This window comes from Stappia sp. G46H5W (assembly GCF_058448995.1).
The window spans coordinates 504,727-521,118 of the sequence record NZ_JBZFLL010000001.1; the positions used below are offsets into that span (position 1 = coordinate 504,727).

The window sequence follows — 16,392 nt, forward strand, 5'->3', positions numbered from 1 at the left end:
ACTCCTCCCAGCAGGATACTGCTACGCTCGGTTCTTCGTAAAAATTTCAGACAAGGATTCGATGGGGACGGACTCCTTTAGCGTTTTTGTATTTTGGTACTTGACGGAAATCTTATACGTTAACGGCTCTTTGTATCGAACGACTTCTCGCGCAGGTCTTAACCGCGTGCTAGCCACACTTCTCAGAATATCAAACTCACTGACAAGCAAAGAATCAGATAGGCTGACATTCAGGTATGCGTCTCTAATTGCCGTCGACCATGAAGATTCGAAAGCTATCGAGTCCTGCCTGTTGATGTAATTCGAATAAATCCTACTCTTTGCGCGCCAGAACTTCATAGCTGAAGCCGAATAATTTTTCTTCAGCCTGAGCCCTGACACCAAGTCTCTCTCTAAGGCACCCACGAAACTCCCAGGGTCGGGCACAGTCATACCAAAGGTTCTTCCGCTCCTATGCATACCTTCCAACGTATCTGGAGTAAGTGAGGAGTGCAGCAGCTTGTGTAAGACCGAAAACTCCCCGCCGACATCAGACTTCCGATCAAATAGCTCCAGTAGAAGACCTACATCAATCTTCATCTCTTTTAAAACTCTATAAACACAAAGAGAACGATCAAGGGTCTGATCGCCCTTAATCATCATTTCACGGAGTTTCCTCCCGGTCGTCTCAGTGGCCCCGGAAAACGCCGCCTCGCCTGTGTGCGACAGAGGCCAAGTAGCAATGTCGTGTAAGAGCCCCCAAACTATCGCGTAACGAATTGTATCTGCTGAGAAACTCAGATGTTCCGACATCTTGCCAGCAAGCAGTGCAACACGAAGGCTGTGATGATTACGCGTTCGGTCACTCTTCAAAACAGGAAACCGAATCGGGTGAGATTCGATGGTCGAATAGTGCGGCGAGAGTATCCCGAGAAACGTGATCCGTCGAAGCCGCCTAAAAGGCTCAGATAGAATGAGAGGGGCAGCAAGACGAACGATTGCAGCGAACTCAGAACCGTGACCGGATGAAGCTGCTGAGCGGACGGGCTCTTGATCGTCCTGTTCTTGGTTCGCGTTCAATGTCAACCCCAAAAGCCTCAATTGCGGGCGTGCCACCTGATCTGAGGACGCCCCTTCACTGGTCTACATATTAGCTTTTTAAGCAGCAAAATTCCAGATTCGCCTTTTCTCCGTTCCCCTATTTATCACACTTTCGCTTGGCAGTGAGCACAGTAGGTAGGCGATTTTAAATAACAGTTCCGCGCCTTGAATTGTTTTTTGCGCCTCGTATTTATTGGCTGATTGAAGCTCAATTCGATCTGGTTGCCAGCGGCTTTCATTGCTATTTCCGTGCTAATTTTTACGCTTATCAATTGTTTTTAATCAGTTTTTCTGGCTTCGACACATCGCAAGCGTTCCATGCTGCTTTTCGCCTACAGGCGACGTTCCTTTGCCATATGCTACCCAATACCCTCTATTAGCAGGAAGATTTCGCCAAAACAAAAAGCCCGCGGGCGAACAGGGCAGCAGTTCACCCGCGGGCGGCGGAAGGATCCGCCTTCAGTTTGCGCAAAAAACGTCAAGAGGCTTGCGGGCAATCCCAGGCGGCGGGCGCTCCCGCCGGACCGGGGATTGACGGCCGGCGAAACGGGTCGCCGGGCCCTGGGTCGTCGTCGGCGGGTCCCCTGCCAGAGAGGGTCGCCGGGAAAGAGCTTCGGGTCAGACCGGACGGTCGGCACCCTTGGGACGGGGCAGCGGGACCGGGCCATGGCCGGGCGCCGGGATCGGCGCAACCTGGGCCGAGCGCTGCTGAACGGGTGCGGGCGCTGCGGCTTCGGCGGTCGCCGGGCTGCCGGTCGTACCGGTGGTCGCAGGCGCGCCACCCGGCAGGCTCCAGACCGGCTCCAGGTCGGTCGCGGTCAGCGTGCCGGTCGTGCCGGTGGTCAGTTCGCCGTTCTCGTCGAGGTACTCATAGATCATCCGCGCGCTGACCTTGGCCTTGGCGCCGATCTGCGAGATCGCCTGGCCGCCGGTTTCGCAGGTCTGCGGATTGCGCTCGCAGAAGCCCGACAGGTCGCTGATCGTCGACTGGGCCGCGAAGAACGCGGTCACGGGGTTGATGCCGGCGCTCTCCTTGCCGTCCTCGCCGGTGTCGATCGGCAGGATCAGAAGCACGAGCGCGATCCAGAATGCGCATCTGAGAAGAAAGAACATGGTTGCCGCCCTTGGCTGTCATTTCTGCTTCGGGGCCGGTCGCCGACATGCGGTCGCCGGATCCGTTATGCCCGCAATGTAGCACGCATCCTCCAACGCCGGGTTGAGTCGCCCGTCTCAATTTTCGGCAAGTTCGAGACGAGTTTTCGCAAAATTTGTCTCAAATTTTATCGATTTTCCAAGGGGCCTCCGGCGGGCCGTCCTGCCCTGCCGCTCCACCGCGAAAACTTGAGGTTTCATGGTTCCTTAAGCCGTTCCTGTGACCATCAAGGCAAGACACGTCGAGCAAACGGCCGCGCGCCGGAAAGACAAGAATGATGCCAGCATTGCAGGATCGGCTGAGGCTTGCGGCAAGCCATGTCGATGCCCTGGTTCACCCGGATGCGGCCCATGAAGCGGCCGCCCGCGCCAGCCACGGCGCCTTCATCCGCGGCCATCTCGCCTGCGGCGCGCTGGCGCTCGCCCTGCTGCCGCTCATGCTCGCCTTCAACGGAATCACCACCCTTGCGGTTGCCCTGATTCTCGGCTGGCTGACCGCGCACCTGCCGCTGGCCATGTATGTCTCGCGCACGGGGCAGCTTGCCCGGGGGCAGATCGCCTCGGCGCTGCTCTTCGCGGTGAGCTTCGGCGTTCTCGCCGCGCTGACGGGCGGCAGCGAATCGCCGGTGCTGCCCCTGCTCGTGCTCGCCCCCGTCGAAGCGGCGCTGGCCGGCCGCCGGCGCGGCATTGCCCTCGTCGCCGCCGTGACGCTGGCCATGGCCATCGGCCCCTCGCTCGCCGGATTAGCGATGCCCGCTGCCGCTGCCCCGATCGGCGGCTTCCTGCCCGTTTCCCTGCTAGCGGCAACGCTCGCCGTGCTTCACGCAGCCCTGCTGGCACTGCGCGTCGGCGCGGCCACCCGCCGGCGCGAGAGCGAACTTGTCCTGCGCGAGGCGCGCACCGAGCTTGCCGCGCGGCTGACCGGCGAAGCCGTGCTGCGGCACGGCACCGGCGGGCGCGTCGAGGAGGCGAACGAGGCCGCCGCGCGCATCCTTGCGCTCGGCCATCCGGCCGCCGCCACGCGGGAATTGGCCGGCGACGGACTGTTCGCCCGCGTCCATGTCGGCGACCGTCCCGCCTATCTCAAGGCCCTCAGCGACGCTGCCTCGGAAGGCGCGGTCCAGAGCTTGCGCCTGCGCCTGCGCCGGGGCATCAACCAGCCGGGCGAGGCAGGACGGCCCGCCTATGTCGTTGCCGAGCTGACCGTGCATCCGGCGCCGGACGGCGGCGGGGACGTGTTCAGCGTCCTGCGCGACGTCACGGCCGAGACGACGCTCGCCAACGAGCGCGACGCCGCGCTCGCCGAGGCCGGCAAGGCCCGCGAGGCCCACTCCCGGTTCCTGGCCACCGTCAGCCACGAATTGCGGACGCCGCTCAACGCGATCCTTGGATTCTCCGACATTCTGCGGGCGGATACCCCGAACGGCGCCGCCACCGAGCCGCAGCGGGTGCGCGACTATGCCGGCACGATCCACCAATCGGGCAGCCACCTGCTGCAGCTGGTCAACGACATGCTCAACATGGCGCGGATCGAGACCGGGCATTACGATCTCGTCGCCGAGCGCTTCGACCTGCGGACCTGCCTCGACAGCTGCCGCCGGATGATGGAGCCGGAGGCCGCGCGCCTCGGCCTGCGCCTGTCGTCCGACCTGCCGTTGACGCTCGGCGAGGTCAGTGCCGACCCGCGCGCCTGCCGCCAGATCGCATTGAATCTGCTGTCGAATGCGCTGAAGTTCACGCCGGAGGGCGGCCGCGTCGTGCTGTTCGCCCGCAGCGAGCCGCAGGGCTTCGTCTTCGGCGTGCGCGACAGCGGCATCGGCATCGCACCCGCCGACCACGAGCGGATCACCGAGCCTTTCGTGCAGGCAAGCGCCGGCCTCGCCCGGCTGCATGACGGCGCAGGCCTCGGCCTTGCCGTGGTCAAGGGCCTGACCACCTTGAGCGGCGGCCGCATGACGCTGGACAGCCGCGAGGGAGAAGGCACCTGCGTCAGCATCGCCCTGCCCACGCTGGCCACGAACACCGGGGCCCCCGCCCCGCGGCCGACACTTTCGCAAAGACTTGCGGCGCCCCGGGGGGAGGCCGTCCGCAGCACGGGACATGACATCAAGCGCAGCGCATGAGCGCCAGGAAGAAGACTGAGAGAATGAGCCGTTCGCCCCGAAACCAGCCCGCTCCCGCCGCCCGGCGTGGACGACGGCACGAACCGCTGCCTCCCGCGCGTCCGGCCTCGCAGGGCCTCGGTGCGGTGGCGCTCGACAATCCGGTCGCAACCGGCGGCTGGCTGGTCATGGCGCTGACCGGCGGTCTCATCGTCGCCAATGCCCTCGCCTTCCAGTCGGGTCGTCACCCGGCGCCGCTGTTCGCGACCCGCGATGCGCCGGTCAGCGCGCCGGCCGCACCGGTCGTCACCGAGGCGCAGCTGGAGCGGCAGCGGCTGGTGCGCGACGTGCAGATGGAGCTGCGGCGCCTTGGCATGTATGGCGGACTGCTCGACGGGCTGAACGGCCCGGCGACGGAGCGTGGCGTGCGCGCCTACCAGCGTGCGCGCGGCCTTGCCGAGACCGGCGATATCGATACCGCGCTACTGGCCCGCCTTGCCATGGATACCGGCGGGGCCGTGGACAACCTGCCGCCCCTGCCCCCGCTGCCGCCGGAAACGGCGCCGGGTCACTCGTCATCCGGTCGTTCCGCGCCGGCCGCCTCCCAGGCCTCGAACCCGACGACCGGGTCGGTGCGCACCACCCGGGTCACGCCGCCGATGCCGGCCCCGTCTGCGCCGCGCGCGCAGACCGTCTCGGCACCGGCAACCACAGGCCCCGTGCCGCCCGCCTCGGTCGGCGCCGGCGCGCTGTCGGGCGACCGCGCCCGCATCGCCCGCCTGCAGGCGGCGCTGTCGGAAATGGGCTATGGTCCGATCAGCGTCGACGGATTCGCCGGCGAACAGACCGCCAATGCCATCCGCCGGTTCGAGCTCGACCGGGGCCTCGCCATCACCGGCGCGCTCGGCCCGATGGTCGAGCAGGAGGTGGAAAAGGTGCTCGGCCGGCCGCTGTAAGGCCAGGGCGGGCCGGGCTGACCGCCCGGCTGCGCCTGTGAAAGGACTGCCATGCGCCTGACTTCCGGTTTCTGGGTCTCGGCCCTGATCCGTCGCTGCTTCGGCGAGAACGCCTGGGCCGGCGTGGTCTCCAGGGGCGCGGAGGAAGCCGGCGCCATCTATCTGGTGGTCGACCGGCGCGACGGCACCTGCGATCTCTACGGCCCTGCCCCGCAAAGCCTGTTCATGGACGCGCCCGTCGGCGACCGGCTGTTCGAGCGCCTGGCCGAGCGCGCGGAGCGGGAAAAGGTCGAAGCGCGGCTTGCCTCCGAGCGGCGCATGGATCCCGATATCTGGGTGGTCGAGATCGAGGAGCGCAACGGCCGCACCTTCTGGGACGTCGCCCCGGACTGAGCGCCGATCCCTTCCCGCCGGCCCCTGTCGCCGAACTCTATCCCCGCCCCTGCCCGCCGACCGCATACTGGCTTGCGAACGACGAGAGCGGGGCCGATGGGGAAGGAATATACAGGCTGCAGCAGCGACGGGGATATCCCGCTTTGCGACATCCATGCGAGGGTGACGGCGCGGCTCGGCGTGCCGGCGGGGATATCTCCCACCGAACAGATCCGCTGGCTGGAGCGGGCAGCAGCGGCGGAGCGCCAGCTCGGCCTTGCCGGCTCCTGGGCCCATGACCCGAACCGCCTTCTGGCCTTGCGGCAAGCCCGTGCGCTCGGTGCAGTTCTTGCCGAAGCGAACGCGCGCGGCTCGCTGCCGCCACGATAGTCCCCCTCAGTCCTTCCAGGGAATGGCGCCTGCCGGCACATGGCGGGCGAGCGCGTTGACCGCCAGCATCACCAGCACGGTCGCCACCACGGTGACGCTCGACATGGCGGCGGCAAGCGTCGTGTAGCCGCCATCCTCGTAGTTGAAGATCGTCGTGCCGATGGTCTCGTTGCCGCTCGACCACAAGAGCGCGGAGACCGTCACCTCGTTGTAGGAGGTGAGGAAGACGAGGATCGCACCGGAGGCGGCAGCCGGGGCGACCAGCGGCGCATGCACCCGCGCCAGGCGGCGGAAGAAGCCGGCACCCGAAACGCGCGCCGCATCGTCGAGGCTGGCATCCACCTGCATGTAGGCGGCCATCACCGAGTTCAGCCCGATGGCCAGGAACACCGCCACATAGGCCAGCAGGATGATCGCCATGGTGCCGTAGAGGCTGACGCCGAGCACCGGCAGCGGGCGCAGGAACATCAGGATGAAGGCGATGGACATGACGAGGCCCGGCACCGCATAGGCGACATCGGCCTGGGCAGCGACCAGTCCGGCCAGCCGGCGCGCCATGCCGCGGCGCATGGCCAGGAAATAGCCGAGCACAATCGACAGACCGGCGATCAGGAGCGCCGCCAGCGCGGCCGCCACCGTCGAGTTGGCGAAGGCGCGCAGCGTTACCGCCTGACGGAACAGGATCTCGGCGTAATTCTCCAGCGTCAGGCTGCTTGCGACCAGCGGCAGGCCGTAGGTGCGCATCAACGAGGTGGCAAAGAGCGAGAGCACCGGCAGCAGCAAGGTGGCCGCCAGCAGCATCCAGACGGAGGCCTCTACGGGAAGACGGGCACGGCCGAGATCGACGGCCAGCGGCTGTTGCGGCAATCCGACGAGCGCGTTGCGCATGCGCCGCTGCAGCAGGACCTGGATAGCTACCAGACCGAGGGTGACGATGCCGAGCAGCATGGAGATGAGCGCGACATCGCCGATCACCGAGGGGCCGTAGCCGGCGAGCCGGCGCCAGATCAGCACCGGCAGCGTGGTGTAGCGGGCGGGAATGCCGATCAGCGCGTTGATGCCGAAATTGCCGAGCGCGCTGACGAAGGCGAGGACAAATCCGGCCAATAGCGAGGGCGCCAGCAGCGGCAGCGTGATGCGCCACAACAGCCGCGGGGTACGGGCACCGGAGACGCGGGCGGCATCGCTGAGTTCGCGCGGGAAGGCGCGCAGGCCCGCCCGCACCACCAGGAAGACGATGGGCATGTGCTGGAAGGAAAGCAGCGCCACGAGGCCCGTCAGCGAGTAGACCGGATGCGGCGCGCCAGCCGCCGGCGCCAGCCCCAGCGCCTGCAGCACCGGGGATGCGGGTCCCAGCGCCTGGCTCCAGGCGATCGCCGTCACATGCGGCGGGATCATCATCGGCAGCAGGATAAGAAAGACGAGAGGTGCCTTGGCCCGCACGTTGGTCAGCCCGAGAGCCAGCGCCAGCACGGTGCCGAGCACGGTGGCAAGGCAGGCGGAGAGAAAGCTGCTTTCCAGCGAGTTCCACAGCGCCCGCTGCACGGAGCGCGACGCGAGCGTGTCGGCAAGCGGGCCGAGCGACAACCCGCCCTCGCCCGTCAGGCCGATGGCAAAGAGCAACGCCAGCGGCACGCCGCACAGCAGCGTGACCAGAAAGGCAACGGCGGCGAGGGAGAGCCCCTCGCCGCCGGGAAACGTGAAGGCGGACGACCTGCGCAAGCCTGGATTACCCGCCGAAGATCTCTTCGAACTTCATCTTGTTGGCGGCATCGCCCTCGAGCGCAGCAGCCGGATCGAAGTTCAGCAGCTTGATCTTGTCGCGGGAGGGGAAGCCCTCCGGCGCGGGCACGCCCGGATGCGCCGGCAGGTAGCCCTGCGAGGCGGCAAGGGCCTGGCCCTCTTCCGAGATGAGGAAATCGACGAAGGCCTTGGCAGCCTCGACATTCTTTGCGGTCTTGAGGATCGCGACCGGCTCGGTGACGGCGGACACGCCCTCTTCCGGGAACACGAAGGCCACCGGCGCACCTTCCGCCGCGCCGCGGATCGCCATGAAGTCGACCAGGAAGCCGTAGAGCTTCTCACCGCCGGCAACCGCCTTGTAGACGCCGCCATTGCCGCCCTGGGCAAGCGCGCCCTGGTCCGCCAGCCCCTCGTAGAAGGCCCAGCCGAGATCCGGATGGCTGGTCACTGAAACCATGTGGATGGTTGCCGCGCCCGAGGTCAGCGGCGAGGGCATTGCGAAGCTGTCCTTGGCCTCCGGCTTCAACAGGTCCTTGTAGGACGCGGGAACCATCGAGGCGCCGGTGTTGTAGACGATGCCGGTGGTGATCAGCTTGGTGGAGAAGTAAGTGCGGTCCTTGTCCATGATCGCCGGATCGTAGGCGGAGACGTCCGCGCCCTCGTGGGCGAGCAGGCGGCCTTCCTTCTTCAGGCTCTCCATGGTCACCGTGTCGGCGATCAGCAGCAGGTCCGGCTGCGGCTCGCCGGCGGCGAACTCGGCCTGGAGCTTGGCCATCACCTTGGACGTGCCATCGCGAACCCACTCGATCTCGAGACCGGGATGCTTGGCCTTGAAGGCATCGACCGTCTGCTGCGCATCGGCATTGGGCTGGGACGTGTACAGCACCAGCTTGCCGGACAGGTCGGCGAAGGCCGGCGTTGCGAGCGAAACCGTCATGAGGGCTGCGAGCAGCTTGGTCTTGATCATGCGAAACCCCGTGAATGGCGTGATGTCCCGTTCGTCGCGAGCGGGCGAACAGGGGCCATAGCAGGCGCATGTAACAGTTTCTTGTGCCCCGGCCCAGACGCACGGGATTTTTTACGAGGCTCGCCTGCCTCAACCGGCATCGCGGCGCGAGGGGGACGCCAGGGGAGAGGCAGACGGGGCGAGCGGCCGGCCGCCTTGTCCATCGCGGCGCTCGGCATGGGACAGGCCGCCATAGGGCGATGCGAGACCGGCAGCGCGCCCGCGGGAGAGCGCGGCGCGCGGCGCCTCCTCGCGGGCTGCTACCAGCTGTTCCACGGTGGCGGCGGGGCCGGCATGCAGCCCCTCCATCACCATCATCGCGGCACGCGGGGTAACACGGTCATGCAGGGCGACGAGGCCGCGCAAATGCTCCAGCGCGGCGGTCTGGCCGAGCACCCGCACCAGGATGCGACCGCTTTCGCTGTCGCCGGTGCCAAGTGCGCGCAACGCCAGCACCAGGGCCTCCCCGCCGGGGTCGTCGACGATGCGGGCGGCGGTTTCCGCCGGCAGCGCGAGCGCATGGGCGAGCCGAGCTGCAAAAACGGCAAGGCCGCCGGAGAGCGCCGCCTCGACAAGGGCTTCCAGCACGGCGGGCTTGAAGGCGACGTTGAGCAGCTTCGGGTCGCCGCGACGGGCGAGTTCGGCAAGCGCGCGTGCTTCCGCCGCCGCGATCGCCTCCATCCGGCCGGCGCTGTCGAGATCCAGAAACAGGGCAAAGAGCAGCGGCGCGGGCAGAGCATGGCGACGCGCAAGGTCGGCCGCCAATGCGCGCAGCATGTCCTCGCGTGCCGACAGCAGCTCCAGAACATGCTCGTCCGGCGGGCAGTCGGGACGGGCGAGCAGGACCTTCAGCGTCGGCGCATCGGCATGGCGCAGCAGGACGCCGGCAACGCTCGCCGGCATCTGCGAGCGCGCGGCAATGGCCCGGTGCACGGCGGTATCGCCGCTGGCAGCACGGGCGATCAGATCGGTTTCGGGCAAGGCGGTCTCGCCGGCCAGCGCCGCCGCGGCGATCTCGCTGTCGGGATCCGCGGTCAGCAGGCTGAGGCATTCGGACGGCGCCTCGGGCGCCGCGGCAAGCAGATGCGCGATGGTCAGGCGATGCTCGGCCGGGGTCTCGGGCAGCAACTGGCGGAAAAGCTCGGCGAAGATGCGGCGCTGCGAGGTGTCATGCCCCTGGCGGGCGACATAGAGCTCGGTGGCGGCCAGCAGAAGCCCCGCTTTGCGGGCCTCGCCCGGCTCCATCGGCAGGTCGAGCACGCCCTCCATCGCCCTGTGATGCGGGCGACGGCGATCCTGCACGCTCTCCTCGGGGACAGCGCCAGGGGACAAGGACTTGGCTGAAACGTCGAAAGAACTGGACACGGGCCGGGACTGCCTGCGCTACGCATTTACACGCGCCCGCCGCCATCGGTCCTTTACGAGATGAACCTTCCGGTAGCGAACTGCGTAAAACTGCCAGAAAAGCGTTAGCGAGTTGTTAACCCTGACTCGCTCCTACTAACCTTACGGCAGTTGGTTTCGCGTGACCTGCCAGGGGTCTGGGGCCGGAGCGCCAATGCGCACCGGGTTGGCTCATGGAGGATGCTATGGGCACCGTGCTGAACTTTCATTGCGGCTATCGGTCGGGGCGCCTCGCCCGTCGGGCCATGCCGCGCGGCCGCCATGTCTCGGCCGAAATCGTCATCTTTCCTGGCGTGAGGATCGAGCGCCACGACGACGTCGAAGCGCTTGATATCGGCGCGCGAATCGGGCGCAAACAGGATAGCCTTGGGCATCCGGGTCCGGAGCGAGATCCCGGCAAGGCTCACTGAGCCGGACCGCCCGCCCCGTCCGGGGCGTGCAGGCCACGACGGGAAAGAGCAAAGCGTGACGATCCGCCGTCCGACAGTGCTAGCGGCCACGGCAAGGAAGCCGGGGCCCGCGAGGCGACAGAACGCACTGCGCCCTGCGTCTTGGCGTACGCTGCTGCTTGCCTCGGCCAGCCTGTCCCTTCTCGTGCTTGGCGCCTGCCAGCGGCCGACGGGCGATTTCGGTCGCCCTGCCCCGTCGATCATCCACGACCGCCTGATGCCGCAGGTCGGCTCGGAGCTGGCGGTGGCGCGCGGCGAACCGATGTCGCGCTTCAACCTCACGGACGACGAGCGCGAGCTGCGCGACCGCGGCTGGACGCTGATCCGCCCGCCGGCGAGCGAAGACTGGATCGAGGGCACGCGCACCGAGCTGATCCGCACACGGATCCTGCCGGAGACCGCCAACAAGCTCGATCCCGACCGCTACTATTCCTATCTGCGCTCGGACAAGTACCGCTCCAGCGAGGTGCGCTACGACAAGGTGGCCGCCGATGCCCTGGCCGATGCGGCGCTGGTGCCGCCCTTCTGCGAAGTGGCGACGCGGGTGATGGCCGCCGACGAGGAGCGGCTGCGCGCACTCGGCCGCCGCGACATCTCCACCAAGGAAGAACTGGCCGGCGCGCAGGCGCGGGTCTGGGAGAACCGCCGCTATATCGACTGGGCCAGCCAGGCGCTGCGCTACCGTCTCGTCTCCTACCGCAACGCCATCGACGCGCTGGAGATCGAAACGCCCTCGCACAACAAGGTGTGGGACGCCAATGTCGCCTGGAAGAAGCTCGCCGCCGAGGTGGTGCTGCTTGAAAAGGGCTGCGAGGCGATCAATCGCTACGGCCAGGAAGAGGAGACGCGGCGCTCGCGCATCTATTCCAACTGGGGCACGGAGCGGCCGGCGCCGCAAAAGTGAGCCGCAAGGCGGCACGCTGTCACGCAATCCTCACACAAGCATGCGATGGGGCGCGCTTGCGGGCGGGCGCCTGCACGGTTAAGCAGATCGCCACGCCGCCCTCCTTCCCTGAGCACAGCACCGGAGCCCCATGTCGGTTTCCCTTCGCGCGCTGACCAAGCGCTTCGGCCCGCAGACGGCCGTTTCCGACATCACGCTGGACGTCGAGGCAGGCAGCTTCTTCGCCATTCTGGGACCGTCCGGCTGCGGCAAGTCCACCTTGCTGCGGCTGATCGCCGGCCTTGAGACGCCCGACGGAGGCGAGATCGCCATCGGCGGCGAGACGGTCGCCTCTGCCTCCCGCCATGTGCCTCCGGAAGCGCGCAATGTCGGCGTGGTGTTCCAGTCCTACGCGCTGTGGCCGCATATGAGCGTGCGCGACAATGTCGCCTTTCCGGTGGAGAGCGCCGGCCTTGCCGCCAGCGAGCGAAAGGCGCGGGTGGAGACCAGCCTCGACAAGGTGGGCCTGTCGGCTTTCGCCGCGCGCAAGCCCGCCTCGCTGTCGGGCGGCCAGCGCCAGCGCGTCGCCCTCGCCCGCTGCCTTGCCCAGCAGGCCGGCACCATCTTGATGGACGAACCGCTGGCCAATCTTGATCCGCACCTGCGCCAGTCGATGGAGGAGGAACTCGCACTGTTCCACCGCCAGACGGGCGCGACGACGCTCTACATCACGCACGACCAGCGCGAGGCAATGGCGCTGGCCGACCGCATCGCGATCCTTTGGGACGGACGGCTATTGCAGGCCGCAAGTCCCGAGACAGTATATCTGCGCCCCGCCGGCGAGCGGGTCGCCCGCTTCATCGGCCGTTCGGCCCTGACAAGGGTGACCGTGGAAGCGGCGGAAAACGAAACGGCACGGGTGCGAGCGGGCGGTCAGGTGCTCGAGGTGCGCGCACCCGCCGATGCGCGCCCGGGAGCCGGCAAGGTAATGCTGCGCCCGGAAGACATCCGGGCCGAGGCCGGCGACGGCGCGCTGAGCGCGACGATCCTGCATGCGAGCTATCGCGGCGGATTCTTCGAGGCCACTGCCGAGTTGCCCGGTATCGACGAGCCGCTAGTCCTGCATCTTGCCCGAAAGGTTGCCCCCGGCGACAAGGTTCCGGTACGGATCGCGGGCGGCTGGTTGCTGCCGCAAAGCGGCTGAGCGCCCCTGCCTTCTTCTCTGCAGACAGTTTGAAAAAAGAAAGACCGCCGCGGATTGCTCCGCAGCGGTCTGAACTTCTGAAGACCTTGATCGCTGGAACCTTCGGCACGGCCCTGCAGCCGCTCGAAGCTTCCGGATCGGGCTTACTTGCCGCGCTTGCGCTGCTGGCCGAGGCCCATCTTCTTCGCCAGTTCCGAACGGGCAGCCGCATAGTTCGGCGCCACCATCGGATAGTCGGTCGGCAGACCCCACTTCTCGCGGTACTCTTCCGGCGACATATCATAATGCGTGCGCAGGTGGCGCTTCAGCGACTTGAACTTCTTTCCGTCCTCAAGACAGATGATGTAGTCGGGGGTCACCGACTTCTTCACCGGCACGGCCGGGCGAAGCGGCTCCGGCTCCGGCTCGACGGTCGAACCGCTGGTGCGCTGGAGGGCACCGTACACCTCGTTGATCAGACCGGCGAGGTCGGACGAAGCGACAGTGTTGTTGGAGACATAGGCCGAGACGATGTCGGCGGTCAGGTCGATAAGATTGTCGTCGGCGACCGTATCAGTCATTATTCCACCCATCAGTTTATTCGGGACTTTGCGAAATAGACCGACAAAAATTACGACCAGACAAGCTCAGCGTACTGTTGGGATACTGACGCGAGATAATATCTGACTTCGATTCTGCCGACCGAAACCCATGAGTGTCGTATATATCGACAAAATGGCGACCACAAGAGAAATTTTTCAATGAAACCCATGTAGCTTGGCCCAAATGCCAAACGATTGCCAAGGCCGGTTTAGAATTCGCAAAAACACGAAAAGCAGATCCCGAATATAAAGGCGAAATCTGGGCAGTTGCCCTGCCAAGAAAAAGCCCGCGCCGGTAGAGCGGCGCGGGCCGTAACGTCATTTGCGGTCGTCCGCCATCTCATCGATATGCGTATCAGCACAGGGCTTGTAACCGGCCTGGTAGGCGGCCTTGGCCAGCAGATGCGCGGCGACGGGAGCCGTCAGCAGGAAGAACACCACACCGGCCAGCGCACGGGTCAGCACATCGACCTCGCCGGCATGGACAGCCAGCGCGATCAGCATCAGGCCGGAGCCGAGCGTGCCTGCCTTCGAACCGGCATGCATGCGCATGTAGACGTCCTTCAGCCGCAGCAGGCCGATGGTGGCGATCAGGGAAAAGATCGAGCCGACAACGAGGACGACGCCGACGGCAATCTCATAAACCGGGGTCATCGGCCCGCCTCCCCTTGCGCGGTCTTGGTCCGGACATCGCGGATCTCGTCGACGATCGTCGGATCTTTGGCAAGGCCCCGGTTCAGCACGAACCGGGCGAAAGCGACGGTCGCCAGGAAGCCGACAAGGCCGAGTGCGATCGCGATATCGACATAGAGGTAGTAATCGGTCTGCACGCCGATGGCGGCGATGAAGCCGATGCCGACGGCGACCAGCATGTCGAGTGCCACCACCCGGTCCGGCAAGGTCGGTCCCTTGACGATGCGCAGCACGATCAGGACGAAGGACACGGTCAGGATCGCAAGCGAGATGCTGACGCAGACGTCCAGGAAGTCGGAAGAGAAATTGCCAAGGCCGCTCATCGGAAGGCCTCCAGGATCTTGCGTTCGAAACCGTTCTTGATGTCGTCGATGGTCGCCTGCTTGTCCGGCACATCGATGCAATGGACATAAAGCGTGCGGCGGTCGTCGGAGACGTCGACGGACAGGGTCCCGGGCGTCAGCGTGATCAGGTTTGCGAGCATGGTGATCTCGAAATCCCGGTCCACGGTGAGCGGATAGGCGATGATGCCCGGCTTCAGCTCGATCTTCGGCCGCAGCACGATGGCGGCGACGCGCAGCGCGGACAGCACCAGCTCATAGATGAACAGCAGCGCCAGCGTGCCGATCTGCCAGAAGCGACGCAGGTACCGGTCGGACCCGACCTGCTCCCGGATGATGTACAGCGCCATCATGCCGAGCACGAAGCCGAAGAAGAGGTTGACCTCGGCAAAGCTGCCGGTCACGGCACCCCAGGCGAGAGCCAGCAGAATGTTGATGAGGAAAAGGCCGGTCATTGGACGATGTCTCCGAAGACGGACCGCAGGTAGCCGAGCGGCTCGACCAGGGTCGTGGCGCCGCGCTGCGCCACCTGCATCATGAACTCGGGCTGCAGGCCGATCACCACCACCAGGCCGAGCAGCAGGGCGATGGGCAGCCACACGGCCGCACCGCCAACCTCACGCGGAACGACGAGCGAGGCGGTGAGCTGGCCGTCGGCCGTGCCTTCCGCACCGCCGCGCCAGAAGGCGTAGATCCACACCCGGCCGACAGCGATGGTGGTCAGCAGGCCGGTGAGCAGGATCGCGCCGGCGATCCAGCCGTGCCCGTCGCGCAGCGCCGCGTCGACCAGCAGGACCTTGGGCCAGAAGCCGGAGAACGGCGGCAGGCCGGAAACGGCAAAGGCAAGCATCAGGAACACGGCCCCGAGCAGCGGGCTCGCCCGGTAAAGTCCTCCCAGCTCGCGCAGCGAATAGGAGCCCCCGAGCGCCCGCATGACACCGGCGGTCATGTAGAGCGCGGTCATCACCAGGATCGAATGGACGGCATAGAAGATCGCGCCTGCCATGGCCGGGCCGGTTCCCATGGCAAGCCCCGCCAGCATGGACCCGATGCCGGAGATGACAAGGTAGCCGAGCAGGCGGCGCAGGTCGGTCTGGGCCAGCGCGCCGATCACGCCGGTCAGCATGGTGGCGATGGCGACCACGGCGATCAGGTCCGCCAGCATGAGCCGGGCATCCGGCAGCAGCAGACCGAAAATGCGCAGCAGCGCATAGACACCGACCTTGGTCAGAAGGCCGGCGAAGACCGCGGCCACGACGATACGCGGCGTGTGGTAGGAGGCCGGCAGCCAGAAATTCACCGGGAACGCAGCCGCCTTCATGGCGAAGGCCAGGAAGTAGAGCACCGCGACCGTCATCAGCGGACCATCGACGCCGCCGGCCGCCGCCTTGCGGGCGATGTCGGCCATGTTGAGCGTGCCGAGAATGCCGTATAGAAGGCCCGTGGCGATCAGGAACAGCGTCGTTGCGATGATGTTCAGCAGGGCATACTTGACCGCACCGTCCAGCTGGGCGCGCTCGTTGCCTAGCACCAGGAGCCCGAAGGACGAGATCAGCAGCACCTCGAACCAGACATAGAGGTTGAAGATGTCGCCGGTCAGGAAGGCGCCGCAGACGCCGGTCATCAGCAGCAGCAGGAACGGATAGAAGCCGTAGCGCCGCCCGGAACTGTCGATATCGTTGATGCCGAAGACAGCCGCGGCGAGCGCAACGATCGACGAAGTCAGCGCAAGCGTCGCTCCCATCGCGTCCACGGTGAAGGCGATGCCGAAGGGTGGCAGCCAGTTGCCGGCGACCATGGTCAGCACGCCCTTGTCGAGAACGCGGGCGAGCAAGCCTGCGCAGGCAAGGACCAGCAGCGTCAGGAAGATGATCGCGATCTTCGGCTGGGAGGCAGTGTTCTTGCGCGTCATCAGGCAGAGCGCGCCGCCGAGAATGGTGATCACCAGCGGCGCGATCATCAGCCAGTCGCCCGGCGGGACCGCATCCATCCGCATGGCCTGCGAAATATCAACGGAGTAGTCGGAAGCGGCCATG

Annotated in this window: 17 protein-coding genes; 7 read left to right on the forward strand and 10 right to left on the reverse strand. The window is 66.1% G+C overall.

The window, feature by feature from the left end; all coding sequences use genetic code 11:
* Positions 1 to 21: 21 nt before the first annotated feature.
* Together ACVJ6E_RS02055 and ACVJ6E_RS02060 are read right to left on the reverse strand one after the other, a co-directional pair.
* Positions 22 to 1,095, reverse strand: coding sequence for an HD domain-containing protein (locus tag ACVJ6E_RS02055; protein ID WP_158592694.1), 1,074 nt, complete (start codon positions 1,093 to 1,095; stop codon positions 22 to 24).
* Between the two features lie 603 nt (positions 1,096 to 1,698).
* Complete coding sequence (locus ACVJ6E_RS02060; RefSeq protein WP_120269107.1) at positions 1,699 to 2,193, reverse strand: DUF5330 domain-containing protein; 495 nt, start codon at positions 2,191 to 2,193, stop codon at positions 1,699 to 1,701.
* Between the two features lie 314 nt (positions 2,194 to 2,507).
* Here ACVJ6E_RS02060 and ACVJ6E_RS02065 point away from each other — a divergent pair, with 314 nt between their 5' ends.
* From ACVJ6E_RS02065 to ACVJ6E_RS02080, 4 genes are all read left to right on the forward strand, one after another.
* Positions 2,508 to 4,355, forward strand: coding sequence for a sensor histidine kinase (locus tag ACVJ6E_RS02065; protein ID WP_120269106.1), 1,848 nt, complete (start codon positions 2,508 to 2,510; stop codon positions 4,353 to 4,355).
* 23 nt (positions 4,356 to 4,378) lie between these two features.
* Positions 4,379 to 5,290 (forward strand): peptidoglycan-binding domain-containing protein, encoded by a 912-nt coding sequence (locus ACVJ6E_RS02070; RefSeq protein WP_208996701.1) that lies wholly within the window; start codon positions 4,379 to 4,381, stop codon positions 5,288 to 5,290.
* Positions 5,291 to 5,341: 51 nt separating this feature from the next.
* Positions 5,342 to 5,683 (forward strand): DUF1491 family protein, encoded by a 342-nt coding sequence (locus tag ACVJ6E_RS02075; protein WP_120269105.1) that lies wholly within the window; start codon positions 5,342 to 5,344, stop codon positions 5,681 to 5,683.
* A gap of 96 nt (positions 5,684 to 5,779) precedes the next feature.
* The gene (locus ACVJ6E_RS02080) at positions 5,780 to 6,052 is read left to right on the forward strand and encodes a hypothetical protein (RefSeq protein ID WP_120269104.1); all 273 of its coding nucleotides are present in this window, start codon (positions 5,780 to 5,782) and stop codon (positions 6,050 to 6,052) included.
* 6 nt (positions 6,053 to 6,058) lie between these two features.
* Here the strand turns inward: ACVJ6E_RS02080 and ACVJ6E_RS02085 are convergent, their stop codons facing one another.
* The 3 genes from ACVJ6E_RS02085 to ACVJ6E_RS02095 form a co-directional block, all read right to left on the reverse strand.
* Positions 6,059 to 7,774 carry an ABC transporter permease gene (locus ACVJ6E_RS02085; RefSeq protein WP_120269103.1) on the reverse strand — a complete coding sequence of 572 codons (1,716 nt, stop codon included), beginning with the start codon at positions 7,772 to 7,774 and terminating at the stop codon, positions 6,059 to 6,061.
* A gap of 7 nt (positions 7,775 to 7,781) precedes the next feature.
* Positions 7,782 to 8,759, reverse strand: a complete 978-nt coding sequence (locus ACVJ6E_RS02090) for an ABC transporter substrate-binding protein (protein WP_491676406.1) — start codon at positions 8,757 to 8,759, stop codon at positions 7,782 to 7,784.
* A 132-nt stretch (positions 8,760 to 8,891) separates the two neighbouring features.
* Entirely contained in the window at positions 8,892 to 10,103 is a 1,212-nt protein-coding gene (locus tag ACVJ6E_RS02095; RefSeq protein ID WP_147421867.1) for a DUF2336 domain-containing protein, read from the reverse strand.
* A 287-nt stretch (positions 10,104 to 10,390) separates the two neighbouring features.
* On the opposite strand from ACVJ6E_RS02095, the gene ACVJ6E_RS02100 reads away from it, so the two are divergent.
* The 3 genes from ACVJ6E_RS02100 to ACVJ6E_RS02110 all read left to right on the forward strand — a co-directional run bounded on the left by ACVJ6E_RS02100 (position 10,391) and on the right by ACVJ6E_RS02110 (position 12,741).
* Positions 10,391 to 10,615: a hypothetical protein gene (locus ACVJ6E_RS02100; protein WP_120269100.1), complete on the forward strand. Its 225-nt coding sequence runs from the start codon at positions 10,391 to 10,393 to the stop codon at positions 10,613 to 10,615.
* Between the two features lie 55 nt (positions 10,616 to 10,670).
* Complete coding sequence (locus tag ACVJ6E_RS02105; RefSeq protein ID WP_208996700.1) at positions 10,671 to 11,558, forward strand: hypothetical protein; 888 nt, start codon at positions 10,671 to 10,673, stop codon at positions 11,556 to 11,558.
* A gap of 130 nt (positions 11,559 to 11,688) precedes the next feature.
* A complete protein-coding gene (locus ACVJ6E_RS02110) occupies positions 11,689 to 12,741 on the forward strand; it encodes an ABC transporter ATP-binding protein (RefSeq protein WP_120269099.1) in 1,053 nt (350 codons plus the stop codon).
* 143 nt (positions 12,742 to 12,884) lie between these two features.
* On the opposite strand, the gene ACVJ6E_RS02115 is transcribed toward ACVJ6E_RS02110, so the two are convergent.
* From ACVJ6E_RS02115 to ACVJ6E_RS02135, 5 genes are all read right to left on the reverse strand, one after another.
* Complete coding sequence (locus ACVJ6E_RS02115) at positions 12,885 to 13,301, reverse strand: Ros/MucR family transcriptional regulator (protein WP_120269098.1); 417 nt, start codon at positions 13,299 to 13,301, stop codon at positions 12,885 to 12,887.
* A gap of 339 nt (positions 13,302 to 13,640) precedes the next feature.
* Positions 13,641 to 13,976, reverse strand: a complete 336-nt coding sequence (gene mnhG / locus ACVJ6E_RS02120; protein WP_120269097.1) for a monovalent cation/H(+) antiporter subunit G — start codon at positions 13,974 to 13,976, stop codon at positions 13,641 to 13,643.
* Positions 13,973 to 14,338 (reverse strand): cation:proton antiporter, encoded by a 366-nt coding sequence (locus ACVJ6E_RS02125; RefSeq protein WP_120269096.1) that lies wholly within the window; start codon positions 14,336 to 14,338, stop codon positions 13,973 to 13,975. The genes mnhG and ACVJ6E_RS02125 overlap by 4 nt, the downstream gene beginning before the upstream one ends.
* Positions 14,335 to 14,811 (reverse strand): Na+/H+ antiporter subunit E, encoded by a 477-nt coding sequence (locus ACVJ6E_RS02130; RefSeq protein ID WP_120269095.1) that lies wholly within the window; start codon positions 14,809 to 14,811, stop codon positions 14,335 to 14,337. The genes ACVJ6E_RS02125 and ACVJ6E_RS02130 overlap by 4 nt, the downstream gene beginning before the upstream one ends.
* Positions 14,808 to 16,391, reverse strand: a complete 1,584-nt coding sequence (locus tag ACVJ6E_RS02135) for a Na+/H+ antiporter subunit D (RefSeq protein ID WP_120269094.1) — start codon at positions 16,389 to 16,391, stop codon at positions 14,808 to 14,810. The genes ACVJ6E_RS02130 and ACVJ6E_RS02135 overlap by 4 nt, the downstream gene beginning before the upstream one ends.
* Between the last annotated feature and the right edge of the window lies 1 nt (position 16,392).